Below are 16,144 nucleotides of genomic sequence, written 5' to 3' on the forward strand. Positions count from 1 at the left end.
CAATTGGGAGGCTGGGGCATACCGCCGGCGGATGACGTGGCTTCTTCTTTGATGGCAAAATGCCTCCAAACTGACAAGGAGGTCGCTATGCGTATCAAGCTGCTCGCTGCAATCCTATCCGCCCCTCTGCTGCTCTCCAGCTGCGCCAGCATATTCACCGAGCAGGTCTACCCGGTCCAGGTAACCAGCTCGCCAAGCGGCGCCAATGTGGAGATCAAGGACGAAGACGGAAACATCGTCTACAACGGCATCACTCCAGCTACGGTGAAGCTCGAGGCAAGCGCCGGTTACTTCGATGGCCAGACCTACACGGTCAGGTTCCGCAAAGATGGCTATGCCGACGAGACAACCGTAATCGACTCCGGCGTGGAGGGCTGGTACTGGGGCAACCTGCTTCTCGGTGGTGTGCTGGGGATGCTGATCATCGACCCCTCAACCGGGGCGATGTTCGACTTGCCGAGCAAGGCATCCACCACCATGAAGGAAACCGCGGCTCCGCAAGAAGCCATTGCCTCGGCTGCCACCTATTCGACTTCGACGCCTGGTCTCTCCAGGGACCAGTGGCAGCAGCAACAACTGCAGCAGCTCCAGGCCCAGCCGATGTCCTATGAGGAATACCAACGCCGCTACCAGCAGATCATGGCGCGGTAGCCTTTTATCTACCTAGAGCCGTCAGGCGTGTGCTCAGGTTTTCTGCTTCTCGAATTCAGTGTTGCCTGGCGAGGGTAACGGACGGGGAGATTTACAAAGTGAATACCATCCATCGTGCAATCAGCGAACCTCTGCGTTCAGGCCTGGATTGGAACGAGACCTGGAAGGGAGCCGACCGGGGGTTTATCCAATGCTGGGAGGTTGGCCGGAGACGTGCTGCGGCCGAGCCGCAGTTGGCCGAGGCCTGCCTGGCAGGGCAGTTGCCGCCCTTGGGGTGGAAAGGCGGCGTCGTGAAACGCCTCAAGAAACCTGAGAAGTTCGGATCCTTTCGGTACCTGGCCGAATGGCAGGGCCTGCGTGGTGAGGATCTGCACATCGACCTCGCCAAGGAGCTCTCCCTGGTTTGCTCGGCAACGGGCATGACGGTGGTGTTCACCTCCGACCTGGCGAAGCTGGCCGGCCCCGGAGGCAACGATGAAGTAGAGGATGCCAATGGTTGATCTGCATCGGGAATTCGAAGACAGCCGCTTTTTCCATGAGGCGCGCATCGATCGGCGCTCTGCGGACGCTCTGGTGGGCCTGGCCGCCGGTATTACTGCAGACGGGCATATCAACCAGCAGGAGGCCGAGTTCCTGGAAAACTGGATCTCGGCCAATCTCGTGCATCTCGAGGATCCGGTGATCAACCTGTTGTATCGCCGGCTATCGGACATGCTCTCCGATGGCGTGCTGGATGCTGATGAGGCCGCGGAGTTGCTGGGAATCCTCCGTAGCTTCGCCGGTTTGAGCGCAGCCAGGCCCAGGGCGAGCGACAACGCTTTCGTTCCTTCGAATGCACTGCCCCTCGATCATCCCGTCCCCGAACTCGTATGGAGTGGGCGGCTGTTTCTGTTCACAGGTGTCATGGCGTACGGCCCGCGCAAGGACTGCGAGGCGTTGGTTGTCGAGCGCGGAGGCCAGATCGCACCCGGTGTGAGCAAGAAGATCCATTACCTGGTCGTTGGGGAAATAGGGAACGAGCAATGGCTCCACAGTACCTATGGCACGAAGATCAAGAAGGCTGTGGAACTGCGAGAAAATGGCTGCTCGTTGGCCATCGTCAGCGAGAAGCACTGGCAGGCGGCACTGTTCGGTTAAGACGGCTGTTGCTCGATCTGCCGAGTGACCGGGTTGATGCCCGTCGAATTGGGCTGTCGGTTCTTGCCCCGTTAGAAACAACGAAGCCCGCACAAGGCGGGCTTCGTCGTGGATCCACTCTATCGGCAGGCTAGCTGGCGCTCAGTCTCGCTGCCTGCTCAGCCAGCACTTCTCGTGCACGCTCCTCGATAAAGTCGAACACCTCTTCCGGGATGCTGTACTGGAACTGCTTGCGGCGATTGCGCGAGACGATGCCGTTGTTGCTCAGGCACATCATCACCAGTTGCGCCAGGTCGCTGCCTCGAACGTCGTAGTGTGCGTCGACGGCCTTGAATACCAGGTCGTAGGCCTGGAGGAATTCGGTTTCTTCATGGAGTTCGACTTCCAGCGCCTGCCTGGCCATCTCCAGGGTGAAAGCTACGCACGGTGTCGCGTCCCAGTAGCGGTAAATCCCCTCATTTCCGGTGAACTCGAAGCTCAGGTCATCCGCATCGAGCCACAGTACCCGCCAGAATTCGCGGGCGGGGCGCGAGAAGCTTTGCAGTGCTTCGAGATAGCGCTGTTCCTCGCGCTTCATCGCCACCGAGACGGGTAGCAGCAGGCCGTGGCTCATGGCGCCGCTTCGGCATAGCGCCTGATGGATCAGGAAGCGGGACAGGCGTCCGTTGCCATCCATGAAGGGGTGCAGGAAGACGAAGCCGAACGAGATGATGCCGGCAGCGACCAGTGGATCGATTCGCATGGGGGCTTCGTTGGCGAACTGCATCAGTTCGCCCATCAGGTCTCGGCAGAGCTCGGGAGGTGGGGGAACATAGGTCACGCCTGCAGCGCCACGCAGACCGTTGCTCAGGTGGTTCTGTTCGTGGCGAAAGGCGGCCGCCCGGTTGAAGGGATTGCTGATCGTGCTGTTCTGCAGAGCGACCAGGTAGTCCTCGGTCAGCGGTTGACGCTCATGGGCTTGCCGCAGGAGCTGGACGAAGCGCTCGGCCTTGTCCGCGCTGGGGGCTTCGCGCTCGATGGCGAACGAGTCCTGGGTTTCGTGCAGGTAGGCCCAGCTCAGGGCCCTGTCCATCATGCCTGCCGGCAGCGATCCGATGAACTCCCGCGACTTGCCGAGAATGTCCAGTTCCAGCAGCGCCTTGATCTCGGGTATACGCTCGACCGTTGCGCAGTAATGGAGCGTGCCGAGGCCATTGAAGTCCACCCGCCAGCGGGCATTGCGCTGCGCAGGGCCGGTGACGTAGCGGGCTGGGTCGAACAACGGGGTTGTTGCGCCTTTCGGACTCGCATCATGGGGTAGCCGGGTTCCGCTGAAGGCCTCCCAGAGGTAGCAGGCCTTGCGGATATAGGCGCCGCTGGGGGCCTTGCGAAGCTCGGCCAGCATGGTGGCGGCTGGAATCTGCGGTAAGGCCTGGGCCAGTACGCCCAGGTTGATTCCCTCGTGCTTCAGGGCGAACAGTACGTGGGCACAGCAATCGCCTGGCGGCGGGGCGAGGCGTTGGGGAACTGCGAGTTCGCGGCCCAACGGTTCGATCCGTGTGACAGGCCTGATCGCTGCAGGACGCTGAATCGGGAAGACTTTCAGCTTCAGGGCTTCGACCAGAAAGGCATAGCCGACGAACTGGCTCTCCATTCTGTGCTCCTGGCTAGAGATTTTTTAACTGCATGAACATTATTTGAAATGCAGGGGCCTGGATAGACAAAATTTTACGAATGCCAGGGGGAGGCTTCCAAGCAGGCCCGACTATTTCAGTACAGCCCAAAACAAAAAGGCCCAGGTATTCACCTGGGCCTTCGTATATGGCGCATCCGGCGGGATTCGAACCCACGACCCCTGCCTTCGGAGGGCATTTTTAGTACTAGAGTGTACTGCATATTGCCTTGTATATCAGCATCTTGCTGTATGGTTGTGTCCGCTAAATCGGTCTAGTATGGTTATTCTTGCTGTCACCATGCTGTCACAAGCGATGCTGCCATGAAAACTAAGGTCACATTGAAGCTCATAAGGGGATTAGAACCAGGAACCAAAGCCTACCGGGTGCATGACACCCAGCAGCCTGGGCTTTTCATCCGGGTGCTTCCGTCTGGCCACATGTCCTACATGGTTACATGGGCTCGAAATAAAAATGTGACGTTGGGGCGTGTGGGCAAAATGACATTGGATCAGGCGCGTAAAGAGGCGGCGCGCTATCTTGCCGAGGCTCACGAGCACGGTGAGCCGTTGGTCGTTACCTCTGGAAGAAGAGACGCCACGATCCCCACATTGGAGGCCTTCCTAGATGACCAATATGAGCCCTGGGCATTAGAGCACCACAAGGACGGTGAGAACGGGCTTAGAGCTATTCGCCACAGCTTTGCCGAGTTGCTGCCGTTGCGCCTCGATGAAATCGATGCCAGGCGTATCGAGAAGCTGCGCTCCTGCTGGCTTGAGTCGGGGCTGGTGCCAGCTACTGCCAACCGCAATCTTGTGCGCTTAAAGGGCGCTCTGTCGCGTGCCGTTGACTGGGGGGTGCTTGAGGTTCACCCGCTTGTGAAAGTCCGTCGCCTAAAGGTCGATCAGCGCGGCCGGGTTCGCTACCTGACGGAGGAGGAGGAGGGACGCTTACGCAAAGCTCTGGATGAACGCCAGGACGCTATGCGCAGTGAGCGACAAAGCGCCAACGAGTGGCGCGCTCAGCGTAAGCACGAGTTACTGCCAGACTTATATGCTTTGAAGTTTACTGATCATTTAAAACCATTGGTGTTGCTGGCTATCAATACTGGGATGCGTCGTGGTGAGACGTTTAATCTTAAGTGGGGTGATGTTGATCTGAGAAATAAAATGGTGACAGTAGAGGGCGGTGGGGCTAAATCTGGCCAAACTCGACATATTCCATTGAATCTAGAAGCGCGCGAGGTCTTAAGAGAGTGGGAGGCACAACAAGAGGGAGTGGGAGGGTATGTCTTTCCAGGGAAAGGTGGGAAGCGCCTCAATAACGTCAAAAAATCTTGGATGGCGTTGCTTATCTCCGCAAAAGTCGATGGTTTCCGTTGGCACGATCTTCGCCATACCTTTGCGTCAAAACTTGTTATGGCAGGTGTTCCTCTTAATACTGTGCGAGAGTTGCTGGGGCACTCAGATATCAGCATGACTTTACGTTATGCTCATTTGGCCCCAGAGAGTAAGGCGGCTGCGGTGGAGTTAATAAGCTTCGGTGGCTAGTCCAGCTCTGCCATTTTGAGAAACTCACTGTATTTTGTTTTTAGCTTTGGGTTCTTCTCTTTGAAAGCCGCAAAGCTTTCAAGAGAGCTCATGCTTTCTGCGATTCTCTCCAGATTAATTCTGGGTATTTCATGAAGGCATTCTTCTTTTATTATCTTTTCTTTTGCAGAAAAAATCTCTTGGTCACCCGAGAAAAATTCTGGGTGGTACAGGATTGTTCTTGCAATAACATTCTCTCTATAGCTTAGTGCATCGCCAGCAAGATAGTAAGTTCTTAGCTTGGTCAGAATAGGTTCTTCTGAATGATAGGCTGCTGTGAGCGCATCAATCAGGCTGAGTTTTCCATTCTTCAGGAACCGGTCATCGATTATCTCGTCAATGTCGACGACCTCGTCTTCTTTGGCGGCCTCTAGAATCAAATCCTCGATGATGCGTGTGGATGTGGTGTTCGCAGCGTTGGCTAGGCCTTCCAAAAGGAGCTTTGATAAGGGTTGCACGCGAAGATGAATGGTCTCCGATTTCTTCCTAACCGCCATTTTTCGTAGGCTCCACGACAGGTGATGGGGCTTAGCTTGCCATCGTTTCTTTGGCAACACAAGAAAATGTGTTGCCACATATGTGGTGACACTGTAATGTGGTTACACGTGCCGCGCTCTGGGGTACGAGCTGAGTCTAGGAGAGCACCAATGAGTCATCAGCAAGCGATAGGCCCACTGTCTGTTGGGGTTGAGGAGGGCGCCCGATTGATCGGTGTTGCTCGGTCAATGTTCTACGAGATTCTTGCTCGTGGTGAGGTTGAGAGTTTCAAGCTTGGTCGGCGCCGATTGGTGTTGGTCCGGGACTTGGAGGCATTCATCACTCGCCAGGCTAGGGAGAACTCTAGGTGATGAAGGAGGAGCGTACGGGACATGCTCCCAGTACGCTCTGAGCCCTATAAGCCGAGCTCTTTCTTGACTCTATAGACGGTAGCCTCTCCAACGTCGGCTGCCCGTGCTATTTCTTTCATCGTCATGCCACTAGCTTCACGCCCCTTTAGAAGCTTCTCGGCGGTAGCCCACTTCTCTGTGTTTTTGCTCTTCCCTGTAGCCTTCCATGACGGATCGGCGAGCTTCTTGTTTGCAAGTCCCTGCTTAATACGCTCAACTCTCTTCTCTTGATCTATCCGAGCCATTGTGGCCATGAGGTCAATGAGCATGTTGTTTATTACATAAAGAACTGAAGCCGCAATATCCGTTGAGCTTTGATTTGCGCTGGCGGGTGGTGCCCAACTCGTCGGTAGATCTGCCACAACCAAACGCAGACCTTTGGAGTTGATTGTGGATTTGAGGTGACTCCAATCCCCCTGAGTCAGCCTTGATAGGCGGTCAACCGACTCCACGCAAAGAATCTGGCCAGGAGTTGCGCTGCTTAGAAGCTTATGTAGCTCTGGCCGCTGAAGCTTGGTGCCGCTGAAGTTTTCCGCATAGATATTGACCACTGTGTACCCGCGTTCCTTTGCAAAGGAAAGGAGTGCTTCGCGCGCGCGGTTCGCGTCTTGATCCTTGGTGGATGCCCTCAAGTACAGGTGTGCTTCGGCCATTCTGGCTGCTCTATCGTTTAGACATTCTCTTCGTGAGGGCGATGATAATCTATCATTTGCCTTGTGAAAAGTGACTAATGATAGGCTGTGGGCCGGGTGTGCGTTCCTATCGGAAGAGTAGAGAATTATGAGTGTTGAATTTCGTGCTACAGCTGGCTATTTATGGGGAATAGTCCTATTGATGACTTAATTATAAGAATTTTATAGCGTTTATGGTTATCTATGAGGTTCATGGTGGCAAAATTTAATCTAGCTTGCTTCTTGTTTGAGTATTTTTTCTGCGCTAGTAACTATCTCGGCTGGAGAACACCGTAGGGGCTTTGCAAGCTTGAATATCACCGTAATGGTCGGCTGGTTGATGCCGCGCTCAATCAAGCTGACATAGTTTCTCTGTACATCTGCTTGAAGCGCTAACTCCTCCTGCGTGAGTCCTGCTTCTTTCCGCTTCTGTCGAAGCGCCTTTCCAAATGCTGCCGCAACGTCGTCCAAACCCAGGTCCTCTGCTGTCTAGAGAGGGCACTGTCAGCTCAGACTACAGCTACGTCTTCACAGTATATTGTGAATTTTGGTGTGGCTATGGCATGATCTATCGGCGACTCTTGGCGATCTAGCGTGCTTACCGCTAGTAGTTCAAAAGTCGGAGTCTTACTAGAAGTTAGATTCCACCATAGGCGGAGATTTTGGCGAAGAGCGTTCGCCCGACGATTTGTGGCTATGTTTGGACTAACGATGACGCACAGAGTAAACATGCTAATGATAGGTTATGTCTACTTGTGGTGGCACATTGACATCTTGAATAATAGTGAGCCAAATAGGAAAGGAGTGTTTGCGGTGCCTAGGATGATCGCTTTGGTCTGCTTTTATATTTTCTGCTCGGCTGCTTACGCTGAACTTCCGGCGGCGCCACTGAACACCTCAGCGGCGCAGGAGATAGCGAATGAGTTTCATGACTGTTGTCTAGATGACTACAGGGATGATCTGAAAAAAGTCCCGAGAATGCCGCTTGCGCTGGGGGAGGAAGAGTCATTTTTATACGCTAAGTATATGGGCAAGGCGTTTAAGAACTCAGGATATAGTTTGGACAAGACGCTGCTTTCGTATTTCAAATCTCAGCGCACCGTTCCAGTTGTGGTCTTTATGACGAAGTTAAATCTTGAGAGTTTCGCTATCCAATTAAAGCGCGACGCTGTGGGTAGAGCCTTTCTAAAAGCTTCAGCTGCATCTGAGGCTACAATAAACTATGCTAAAAATATTTCTCCCGACACCCCGATTAGTGAGCCTGATTACATAATCGAGGCTCATTCATCGTATTCCATAAACTTCCCTGAGAGCATGAGGGTTTCACGTGAAAATTTTAGATATATAGGCTCTGTGCGGAGGGGGAGTGGGTTCTGGAAGGGGTGGATATACCTAGAAAGTGACGGTGGTTTACCTGAAGAGCAAGGTTTGGCACTTGTTAATTATGAGGATCCTGATGTTACCGCAGAGGAAAGAGGGATTTGGGAGAGCTTGATTGGGCTGAGGATTAAAATAGAAGGCGTCCAGCTTATCGGAATGGATTCAGGAATAGGAGTTCATTATGGAGTGCGAGTAGTCGATAAAAAATATCGTACTTTGATAAAGTCTATTTAATCGGATCGTACTTAGTAGGAGTGGAAAATGCGAGTGGTTAAGTTTTTCTCTATGGTAGCTCTTCTGGGGGTTTCTACTGTCTCGTCTTCTCAGCAGTTTACTTACTTCTCATTTCACGAAAAAGGGTATTCTGGGCGGATGCTCGTGGCGAATGAGAAGTCAAACGGGTACCCAGTGGCCGCTATTGCTGTTCATATTCAAACTCAGAATTCAAAAACAGGTCATGTTTGTGATTTGTGGGCTATGGAGGATACCGTATCTCGGACTCAGTCTGGTGGTGAGATATCAACGATGATGCGGATCAGGGATATGAAAGAAGAAAAGCTAACTGATGAAACTTTTAATGTTTTATTTAAAGGGGATGAGGTGAAAGTGGAGTCTTCGACACCAAATGGTTACTGCGGGGTGACAGGAAGCTTTGAGGGTGTCTGGGTGCGCTCAGCGGGGGAAATATAAAGCGCGCTTCCCTGGCGTAGTATCGAGTGTGAGCGAGTTGGTTAGTCAAGGGTTATATATTAGGAGTGGATATGAAAAAAATTACACTGTTGCTTGCAGCTTCCACAGCTTTCGCTTCGTCGTGGGCTTTCTCTGCATCATTTGATTGTGCAAAGGCATCGTCTTACGCGGAGAAAGAGATTTGTTCGGACTCTCTACTTGGCAAGTTGGACGATGCGCTCGCGAGCAACTACCAATCTATGCTTGGGGCTGATTTTGGTGGTTCGGTGAAATCTCTAAAAGCTCAGCAGCGGAAGTGGCTTTTAGAGCGAAATAAGTGTACTAGTCGTAATTGCCTAGTTTCTTCATATAAGAAAAGAGTGAATGAGACTTGTGATTATGGAGTAGTGTCAGGGGTGCATCCGTTGTGTGTAATGGCTGATGAGATCGAGTGATGTCTATAGAGATGAGGCTGAGTATTGTGCTCGTAGTATAGGCAAGTCTCTTCTGCTATCTCTCTGGTAGGGGCGTGAGATAACACTGGCGGTCATTTATTGGCCGCCGGCTATTTTTGTTAGCTGAGTGGATTGGATTTCGAGAACTCCATATGAGCTTTGATTACTTTGCATGCACTGCTAATGTCGAATTCTTCGCCTTGCAAAGCTCTAAAAGAAGTTTCGTAGATAAGATCTTTGACTTTTGACCAGTCATCATGGGCTCTTAACTGAGCACGTCTATATTTTTTTGCAAAACTCCAATACTTTGGTATGAAGTCCTTGTTGTAGGTCCTGGTGTGGCTGATTTTTTCCAAGGCAATATAACCCATGAACAGAACTCTCCGGAGCTTTATGAGTTTGTCTTTGTTTTTGGGGTTATATGACATGAATCTCGTGACTTCATCTATGTAGACTATATATTTTGATTCATCATTTGGTTTGAGTCTAATTGTGAACCCCCTACTGCTGAGGCTAGTCCACTTGTTAAGTAGTTCTGTATAGCTAAGCTCCATCAGTTTTTGGAAGTTGTTGGCTGGCTCTATTTTGATTATTTTTTGAGCGATCTGTGCTTTTTTTGATTTTCTTATCGGGGATTCTCGGATGTAATCCGCCACTACGTCCCCAAGGTATTCTTCTATCTTAATTAGTATGTCATTTGTGGAGGTGTCTTTCGATACGCTCCATTTTGGTTTGAGTTTGCTTCTTTGTATTGATAGGCCTTTCCCGAGCTGTTTATTCCCGAGCTTTTTGTTTTGGTAGGTACCTCCCCAGAAGAGATTTTTGATGTGAAATAATCCTATGGATTTCTTCCCCCCAACAGGAGCTATATGGCATAGGTTTACTTCGGCCTTTGGCCTGTTTCTCACGAGGCGCATGGTATCGATAAATGAGTTGGAGTCATGCCCTGATAGAATTTGGACTGTGCCTGCCCTTTTACATTGACGGACTAAATACAGAACCTCTTCATTTTGGAGCATGTTGGCTCTTTTTTGCTCTTCTCGGCTCCTTTGGGAATGCCTCTTTCGATGTGCTACTTTTCTACATTTGGTTGAGCAGTAGATCTGCTTCTTCCACTGCTTAGACTGCTGGGGAATGTCAGTGTTACAGGAGGGGCAGGTCTTTTTCATAGCCACCAGTTCTCATTGGTTGTGCGGTAGCTATGTCTTTACAGTTTAAGTCGTCCCCATATCCTGACTAGTTAACACTGTCGGCTCTATAAAGCTAAGAGCTGACACTGTGTCAAGTGAGTAAAAGGCAAGCCTGTGGTCTATTTTCTGGCTTGCCTTTTGTGTGCTCAGATTTTTTTATTCGGTCTCAATCTCCAGATTGATTTTGAAAGTTGAGAAAGAGTTACTGCCCTCCTTGAGCGATGAGGTAATTGCTGCCCCTAGTTTTGGGTTGAGTTCGGTTGCAGAGAACTCTGATTTCTTATTGCACGGTTTCACTATGGGGGAGTCGGAGTTTTCTTTGGTTTTGTCGTACCAGTAGCACTCCATCCCACTCACGCTATCAGTGGTTTCGAGCCAGAATATTAGTGGGAATAGCGGAAGAGCAACTTCGCTTTCGGTGTCAGTTAGTACTGCTAGTGTTCTTGGCTTCTGCTTGCTACTTTCGAAGGCATGTGATTTGGTAAACGGAGGGACGTCATGGGCGACTTTGAAAACTCCAGTGAATTTGTCATCTTCAAACGGTTTTTGCTCCATGTCTGTCATGTAGCCGAATAGCTTTCCTCTCATTAGTTTTGTGCAGCAGCTAATTACTAAGGAAAGGTGGCTGTGGTAGTCGAACGCATTATCTTCAAGCTTTTCGTGCTTGTGATTGTTAAAGTCAGATATTGCCTTTTCAAGTAAGGCGTCGTTCTTTTCTAGGAATGACTTTATTGGTTTTGAAAATTTTGTAGAATTGCCTAGAGCCTCTATTGATTGTTTTAGTACTGACTTAAGTGGCCCCATGGAGCGATGTTGGAAGTTTTTAAATATTCTTCCTGCTTTCTGGGTCGAGTACAGTTCGGCCACTGTAACATAGGTCATGAATGCTAATGCGGCCTCAAATGCTTCACGTGCAACCGTAGCTGATGTGGTGGTGTTCTTCACATCAAGATACTTTCTCAGGGGATAGGCCACAGGGTATGGCAGATAGCTTATGGAGTCACTGAGGCTAGTCCACGTGGGGTCGTTTGAACGTGCAGCAGTGATCTTAACTTGATCTTGGGTTAGAAGGCACAGAGAGGAGCAGCTTGTGCCGAAGTCAAATCCAATATAGTTCTTGGGTGATGACGTACTTGTAATGCCCGTTGTCATGTCTATAGCGAATGGCCTGCCTTCGACAACGGCCCCTTCTACGCCATTTTCTTTGTTAGGCATCTTATATATGAAGGAAGGGTATACGGTTCCGTCTTCTTTTATTAGTAAGTCAACTGTTATATATGGGTCAAATTGCTTGTTGTCTCTGGTGTAAATAACTTGGTTTTCGCTATTGTATACTTCGTTGTCTTCAGTTAGTCCTGAGTCGCTTGGCTTTGAAAATACATATGTTAGTTTGCTTTTTGGTGGCTTTGATAGGCGAATTTTCCATTGTAGATGTTCGTTTATAAAGTTGTGGAGGGCTTGCGCGGAGGGCATTAAATCTCCGGGTTTGACTCCACTCATATCTATCTTTTCACCAACGGACGAGAAGTTTCTAGTCTGTTCTGATTCTTCTTCGTCTGGCTTCAGGGATAGCTTTAGCGGGTTGTAGGTTACAGAGACGAATTCGCTTTCTTGTTCATAGAACCTTCTCGCGCATTCAATTGCTAATCCATTTGCTACGACCTCTTGGAATGACTGGGATATGGGTACCGGAGTTGCACCTTCAAGTTCGTCAGAAAAGTCACGGTCAAGGAGTTCCATTAACCACCGAATGTTGGAGGAGCCTCCGGATATTAGTGTTACTGTTATTGACTTGCCGTTTAGCTTCTCTTCAGCGGTCTTGAATACTCTTCCGATAGTCCTCTTTAGATGATTTTCCCATACATCATTTTCAAATATTTTTCTAAATTGGTGCGCAAAGAATTCGTCGTCGACCCATTTTGTGGTGTCGTCAAATGGGTTGATTGGTGTCTTGATAGCCGTTCGTTCGTAGGCTTCACTGTTAAGTGACCAGTTCTTTATTGTTGAGGTGAGATTGATTTTGTATTTTTCGGCTTCTCGCTCTAATGTTTTGAAATTTTCTATGAACTTGGTTTTCTTTTCGCCGAGTGCAGAATAGTTTAGCTCTCCGTTTTTTACTCTTTTGTAGCTGCTGATGCATTGGTCGGCTTCTTTCCTCTTTCCTCCCTCTAGATTCCTTTTTATTAGGTACTCGGCTATATGAAAGTTTATTTCAAATCCGCCGACTGCACAGGAGTCAGCTGCCAATGGCTTAGAGTGCTTCCCGGTTAAACTTATGTCTCCTTGACTAGTTGATTCAATTACGCAGGCGTCAAATGTTCCGCCTCCGAAATCAAGAACAAGGGCTATGTGCTTGCTTTTATCTTGTAAATGAGGGATCCGCTGGCCGTAGCGGTAGTATTGATAGACTGCGAAGGGTTCAGGGAGGAAATCTACTTCCTCATAGCGATTCAGTATGCGTCGAATGTTTTCTCGATAGTTCTGCATCCAAGTTTTTGTGTGCTTCTCCTCCTTGTTGGAGAAACTTAGGGGTTCGGCAACAAGTATTTTGGCTGGGATCTTGTGCTGCGCGACAGTTTCATTTTTTATTTCTTCTTCTAGGTTTTTCAGAATTGAGTTCATGAAGGTTTGTGACAGGTCAAAGGCACTTCTGTCTTCACCATCATTTGAAGGGGCTAATTTCCCTTTTAATGTACCTGGAGTATGTTCTCCTAGATTTATTTTGAAATTGTCATTGATTATGAGTCCTTCGCCTTTCTGTAAGGCGGAGTTACCTATATGGTAAACTTCTGGGCTTTCATAGAAAATTGCAGTTGGGATGTAACTTTCTTCGCCAACCGAATATGGCTGGATACTTGTAATCCAAAGATTTTTTGTTTGCGACTCTGCCATAATAAGCATGCTCCCTGCTGTGTTAAGCCGGCTTGACTCAAGGGGCACTCGTTCTAGGCGAGGCATAGCCTAGAAGAAGGCTTGATGTCATGTAGCCATAACATGCTGGCCAACCGCAAGGAGCATGGGCGTGCACCTTTGATTCATCGGAAGGAGTAAGGTGCGGCAGGTTTATAGGTGGTGTGGGTTGGTATGTGCTCAGGGATGAGGTGATTCAGGAGGTGGGGGATTGGAAGGGAAAGGAGGAATTGGTCCTGCTAAGCGGCGCTGTTGGCATATCTTGCCAGTCAGCATAAAGGCTCAGTAGGTCTCATAGAGATGGCTGACGCAGGTCCCGCAGACTTTTCGGCCAATTTTGGCACTGGCCAACCTTGCCTCTTGTTCAGTTAGGCAAGCTTTCGTGACGGTCGTCTCGGCGCGGGGGGCTTTGCGGCAAATTGAGTTCTGTCGTGACGCGCACTTGCCGTCCGGTCTAGGATCGGCCAAGAAGATATGAACCTCTTCGGTGTCATTTCTCTTGCGCAAGGTATACATGATCGCCATCTAGGCCTCCTTGCGAGTGAGACGGCTACAAGACCCTGATCTCGCAGGTGCTGTCACCCTGCTGTCACGAGCGTTGGCTTCGCTAGGCGATTTTTCGCCAAAACCGCATGAAATCTGGCGCATCCGGCGGGATTCGAACCCACGACCCCTGCCTTCGGAGGGCAGTACTCTATCCAGCTGAGCTACGGATGCGTATGGCCGCGCCTGGCGCGGCAGGCGGCAATCATACGCATCTGATCGGGCTGCGTCCATCGCTTGGCAGGTGCGCCGGCGATTTCGCGAATGGCCTGCCGCCCGTCGGCCGGGGCTGGCCTGGAGGCGCCGGGTGGCATGTACTTTCGTTGGTTTTTTCGAACGACCCCTTGCCCTTTGGGGGATGGGGCCCTAGGATGCGTTTGACATTTCAAACGCCCACCACAACAACAGGAGACAGGGGAATTGGCGTCACAGTACCCGGCCTCGTGCCAGTGGGATGACCGACTTCCGTACTGCCTGGCGAATGCACGCGATGCCGTGCAGCAGCCGATTCCTGCAGTGGTGGCGTTTCCGCAGCGTATCCCGTCCATGGACCTCCCGGTTGATCCGACCGGCTACGGCTACCGCCGTGGTCCGTTTTCGCGCGCCCGTGCGCGACGATCGGTGACCGTGCGCTAGCGCCGGTGCCGTCCGCCAGGCGGGCGGCGCGGCGGGACGATGGAACGGGTGGGGCGAGCGCCCCTCCAATGCTTCCCGGACAACAAGAGCAGGCGGGTGTAGTCGAGGTAGACCCGCTGCTTATGGCTTTCCTCGAAGGAGACTGGTCATGCAACTCAATGATGCCAAGCTGTTCCGCCAACAGGCCTATATCGACGGTTCCTGGGTGGACGCCGACAGCGGTCAGACCATCAAGGTCAACAACCCGGCCACCAACGAGATCATCGGCACTGTGCCGAAGATGGGCGCCGCCGAAACCCGCCGCGCCATCGAGGCTGCCGAGAAGGCCCTGCCGGCCTGGCGTGCGCTGACCGCCAAGGAGCGCGCCAACAAGCTGCGCCGCTGGTTCGAGCTGATGATCCAGAACCAGGACGACCTGGCCCGCCTGATGACCATCGAGCAGGGCAAGCCGCTGGCCGAAGCCAAGGGCGAGATCGCCTACGCCGCCTCCTTCCTGGAGTGGTTCGGCGAGGAAGCCAAGCGCATCTATGGCGACACCATTCCCGGCCACCAGCCGGACAAGCGCATCATCGTGATCAAGCAGCCGATCGGCGTCACCGCGGCCATCACCCCGTGGAACTTCCCCTCGGCGATGATCACCCGCAAGGCCGGCCCGGCCCTGGCCGCCGGCTGCACCATGGTGCTGAAGCCCGCTTCGCAGACACCGTACTCCGCCCTGGCCCTGGCCGAGCTGGCCGAGCGCGCCGGCATTCCGAAAGGCGTGTTCAGCGTGGTCACCGGTAGCGCCGGCGAAGTCGGCGGCGAGCTGACCAGCAACCCGATCGTGCGCAAGCTGACCTTCACCGGCTCGACCGAGATCGGCCGCCAACTGATGGCCGAATGCGCCAAGGACATCAAGAAGGTCTCCCTGGAGCTGGGTGGCAACGCGCCCTTCATCGTCTTCGACGATGCCGACCTGGATGCCGCCGTCGAAGGCGCGCTGATCTCCAAGTACCGCAACAACGGCCAGACCTGCGTCTGCGCCAACCGCCTGTACGTGCAGGACGGCGTGTACGACGCCTTCGTCGAGAAACTGAAGGCGGCCGTGGCCAAGCTGAACATCGGCAACGGCCTGGAGCAGGGCGTGACCACCGGCCCGCTGATCGATTCCAAGGCCGTGGCCAAGGTCGAAGAGCACATCGCCGACGCCGTGGGCAAGGGCGCCAAGGTCGTCGCCGGCGGCAAGCCGCACGCCCTGGGCGGCACCTTCTTCGAGCCGACCATCCTGGTCGACGTGCCGAAGAACGCCCTGGTGTCCAAGGACGAGACCTTCGGCCCGCTGGCGCCGGTGTTCCGCTTCAAGGACGAGGCCGACGTCATCGCCATGTCCAACGACACCGAGTTCGGCCTGGCCTCCTACTTCTACGCCCGTGACCTGGGCCGCGTGTTCCGCGTGGCCGAGGCCCTGGAATACGGTATGGTGGGCATCAACACCGGCCTGATCTCCAACGAGGTCGCCCCCTTCGGCGGCATCAAGGCCTCGGGCCTGGGTCGCGAGGGTTCGAAGTACGGCATCGAGGACTACCTCGAGGTCAAGTACCTCTGCCTGGGCGGTATCTGATTCCCGTGGACGCGCGGGTGGCAGGCAAGAGCCGGCAGCCACCCACGCGTCGGCGTTTTCCGGTGGTGGCACCGGACAACCCACCCGGCGGGCCGCAAGTGCCGCGACAGTCGATCATCGTATGCTGTCGCGAGTGGCTTCTCCCCGTCTTCATCCTTTGACCCGGCCGCCCGA

At 52.4% G+C, this 16,144-nt stretch carries 16 protein-coding genes and 2 tRNA genes; 9 read left to right on the forward strand and 9 right to left on the reverse strand.

Features of this window, described 5'->3' with window-relative positions:
* The 3 genes from DK254_RS02915 to DK254_RS02925 form a co-directional block, all read left to right on the forward strand.
* Positions 1-651: hypothetical protein (locus DK254_RS02915; RefSeq protein WP_218281386.1), on the forward strand; the 651-nt coding region annotated here is incomplete at its 5' end.
* Between the two features lie 98 nt (positions 652-749).
* A complete protein-coding gene (locus DK254_RS02920; protein WP_109932946.1) occupies positions 750-1,151 on the forward strand; it encodes a hypothetical protein in 402 nt (133 codons plus the stop codon).
* Positions 1,144-1,788 carry a BRCT domain-containing protein gene (locus DK254_RS02925; protein ID WP_109932094.1) on the forward strand — a complete coding sequence of 215 codons (645 nt, stop codon included), beginning with the start codon at positions 1,144-1,146 and terminating at the stop codon, positions 1,786-1,788. Before DK254_RS02920 ends, DK254_RS02925 begins: the two co-directional genes overlap by 8 nt.
* 130 nt (positions 1,789-1,918) lie before the next feature.
* Here the strand turns inward: DK254_RS02925 and DK254_RS02930 are convergent, their stop codons facing one another.
* Both DK254_RS02930 and DK254_RS34085 read right to left on the reverse strand, forming a co-directional pair.
* The gene (locus DK254_RS02930) at positions 1,919-3,421 is read right to left on the reverse strand and encodes a Fic family protein (RefSeq protein WP_109932096.1); all 1,503 of its coding nucleotides are present in this window, start codon (positions 3,419-3,421) and stop codon (positions 1,919-1,921) included.
* 168 nt (positions 3,422-3,589) lie between these two features.
* Positions 3,590-3,661 (reverse strand) — tRNA-Arg (locus tag DK254_RS34085).
* 102 nt (positions 3,662-3,763) lie between these two features.
* Between DK254_RS34085 and DK254_RS02935 the strand changes: the two genes are divergently transcribed.
* Positions 3,764-4,990 (forward strand): tyrosine-type recombinase/integrase, encoded by a 1,227-nt coding sequence (locus DK254_RS02935; protein ID WP_109932098.1) that lies wholly within the window; start codon positions 3,764-3,766, stop codon positions 4,988-4,990.
* Here DK254_RS02935 and DK254_RS02940 read toward each other — a convergent pair.
* Positions 4,987-5,526, reverse strand: a complete 540-nt coding sequence (locus tag DK254_RS02940) for a hypothetical protein (protein ID WP_109932100.1) — start codon at positions 5,524-5,526, stop codon at positions 4,987-4,989. The two genes, DK254_RS02935 and DK254_RS02940, sit on opposite strands and share 4 nt — an antisense overlap.
* 150 nt (positions 5,527-5,676) lie before the next feature.
* Between DK254_RS02940 and DK254_RS02945 the strand changes: the two genes are divergently transcribed.
* Complete coding sequence (locus DK254_RS02945; protein WP_109932102.1) at positions 5,677-5,877, forward strand: helix-turn-helix domain-containing protein; 201 nt, start codon at positions 5,677-5,679, stop codon at positions 5,875-5,877.
* A 44-nt stretch (positions 5,878-5,921) separates the two neighbouring features.
* Here the strand turns inward: DK254_RS02945 and DK254_RS02950 are convergent, their stop codons facing one another.
* Complete coding sequence (locus tag DK254_RS02950) at positions 5,922-6,569, reverse strand: recombinase family protein (protein ID WP_109932104.1); 648 nt, start codon at positions 6,567-6,569, stop codon at positions 5,922-5,924.
* Between the two features lie 249 nt (positions 6,570-6,818).
* Positions 6,819-7,058 (reverse strand): helix-turn-helix domain-containing protein, encoded by a 240-nt coding sequence (locus tag DK254_RS02955; RefSeq protein ID WP_256595789.1) that lies wholly within the window; start codon positions 7,056-7,058, stop codon positions 6,819-6,821.
* A 240-nt stretch (positions 7,059-7,298) separates the two neighbouring features.
* On the opposite strand from DK254_RS02955, the gene DK254_RS33705 reads away from it, so the two are divergent.
* From DK254_RS33705 to DK254_RS02960, 3 genes are all read left to right on the forward strand, one after another.
* A complete protein-coding gene (locus DK254_RS33705) occupies positions 7,299-8,201 on the forward strand; it encodes a hypothetical protein (RefSeq protein ID WP_146219554.1) in 903 nt (300 codons plus the stop codon).
* Positions 8,202-8,228: 27 nt separating this feature from the next.
* On the forward strand, positions 8,229-8,657 hold the full coding sequence (locus DK254_RS33710) for a hypothetical protein (protein ID WP_146219555.1): 429 nt from the start codon (positions 8,229-8,231) through the stop codon (positions 8,655-8,657).
* 71 nt (positions 8,658-8,728) lie between these two features.
* Positions 8,729-9,091, forward strand: coding sequence for a lysozyme inhibitor LprI family protein (locus DK254_RS02960; protein ID WP_109932108.1), 363 nt, complete (start codon positions 8,729-8,731; stop codon positions 9,089-9,091).
* 119 nt (positions 9,092-9,210) lie between these two features.
* On the opposite strand, the gene DK254_RS33715 is transcribed toward DK254_RS02960, so the two are convergent.
* The 4 genes from DK254_RS33715 to DK254_RS02970 all read right to left on the reverse strand — a co-directional run bounded on the left by DK254_RS33715 (position 9,211) and on the right by DK254_RS02970 (position 13,908).
* Positions 9,211-10,266, reverse strand: coding sequence for a hypothetical protein (locus DK254_RS33715; RefSeq protein WP_146219556.1), 1,056 nt, complete (start codon positions 10,264-10,266; stop codon positions 9,211-9,213).
* A 171-nt stretch (positions 10,267-10,437) separates the two neighbouring features.
* Complete coding sequence (locus DK254_RS33720; protein WP_146219557.1) at positions 10,438-13,173, reverse strand: hypothetical protein; 2,736 nt, start codon at positions 13,171-13,173, stop codon at positions 10,438-10,440.
* A 300-nt stretch (positions 13,174-13,473) separates the two neighbouring features.
* Positions 13,474-13,716: a hypothetical protein gene (locus DK254_RS02965; RefSeq protein WP_218281387.1), complete on the reverse strand. Its 243-nt coding sequence runs from the start codon at positions 13,714-13,716 to the stop codon at positions 13,474-13,476.
* A 115-nt stretch (positions 13,717-13,831) separates the two neighbouring features.
* Positions 13,832-13,908 (reverse strand) — tRNA-Arg (locus DK254_RS02970).
* 610 nt (positions 13,909-14,518) lie between these two features.
* Between DK254_RS02970 and gabD the strand changes: the two genes are divergently transcribed.
* The gene (gene gabD, locus DK254_RS02975) at positions 14,519-15,970 is read left to right on the forward strand and encodes an NADP-dependent succinate-semialdehyde dehydrogenase (protein WP_109932110.1); all 1,452 of its coding nucleotides are present in this window, start codon (positions 14,519-14,521) and stop codon (positions 15,968-15,970) included.
* The last annotated feature ends 174 nt before the right edge of the window (positions 15,971-16,144 follow it).

The sequence above is a fragment of the Pseudomonas sp. RW407 genome (assembly GCF_003176655.1).
In the GTDB taxonomy this organism is placed as follows: domain Bacteria; phylum Pseudomonadota; class Gammaproteobacteria; order Pseudomonadales; family Pseudomonadaceae; genus Pseudomonas; species Pseudomonas delhiensis.

What these genes read in the sequence shown, in the direction of transcription:
- DK254_RS02925 (WP_109932094.1), top strand. Translation starts at nt 1,144, where the DNA reads ATGGTTGATCTGCATCGGGAATTCGAAGACAGCCGCTTTTTCCATGAG.
- DK254_RS02930 (WP_109932096.1), bottom strand. Translation starts at nt 3,421, where the DNA reads ATGGAGAGCCAGTTCGTCGGCTATGCCTTTCTGGTCGAAGCCCTGAAG.
- DK254_RS02935 (WP_109932098.1), top strand. Translation starts at nt 3,764, where the DNA reads ATGAAAACTAAGGTCACATTGAAGCTCATAAGGGGATTAGAACCAGGA.
- DK254_RS02940 (WP_109932100.1), bottom strand. Translation starts at nt 5,526, where the DNA reads ATGGCGGTTAGGAAGAAATCGGAGACCATTCATCTTCGCGTGCAACCC.
- DK254_RS02945 (WP_109932102.1), top strand. Translation starts at nt 5,677, where the DNA reads ATGAGTCATCAGCAAGCGATAGGCCCACTGTCTGTTGGGGTTGAGGAG.
- DK254_RS02950 (WP_109932104.1), bottom strand. Translation starts at nt 6,569, where the DNA reads ATGGCCGAAGCACACCTGTACTTGAGGGCATCCACCAAGGATCAAGAC.
- DK254_RS33705 (WP_146219554.1), top strand. Translation starts at nt 7,299, where the DNA reads ATGACGCACAGAGTAAACATGCTAATGATAGGTTATGTCTACTTGTGG.
- DK254_RS33710 (WP_146219555.1), top strand. Translation starts at nt 8,229, where the DNA reads ATGCGAGTGGTTAAGTTTTTCTCTATGGTAGCTCTTCTGGGGGTTTCT.
- DK254_RS02960 (WP_109932108.1), top strand. Translation starts at nt 8,729, where the DNA reads ATGAAAAAAATTACACTGTTGCTTGCAGCTTCCACAGCTTTCGCTTCG.
- DK254_RS33720 (WP_146219557.1), bottom strand. Translation starts at nt 13,173, where the DNA reads ATGGCAGAGTCGCAAACAAAAAATCTTTGGATTACAAGTATCCAGCCA.
- DK254_RS02965 (WP_218281387.1), bottom strand. Translation starts at nt 13,716, where the DNA reads ATGGCGATCATGTATACCTTGCGCAAGAGAAATGACACCGAAGAGGTT.
- gabD (WP_109932110.1), top strand. Translation starts at nt 14,519, where the DNA reads ATGCAACTCAATGATGCCAAGCTGTTCCGCCAACAGGCCTATATCGAC.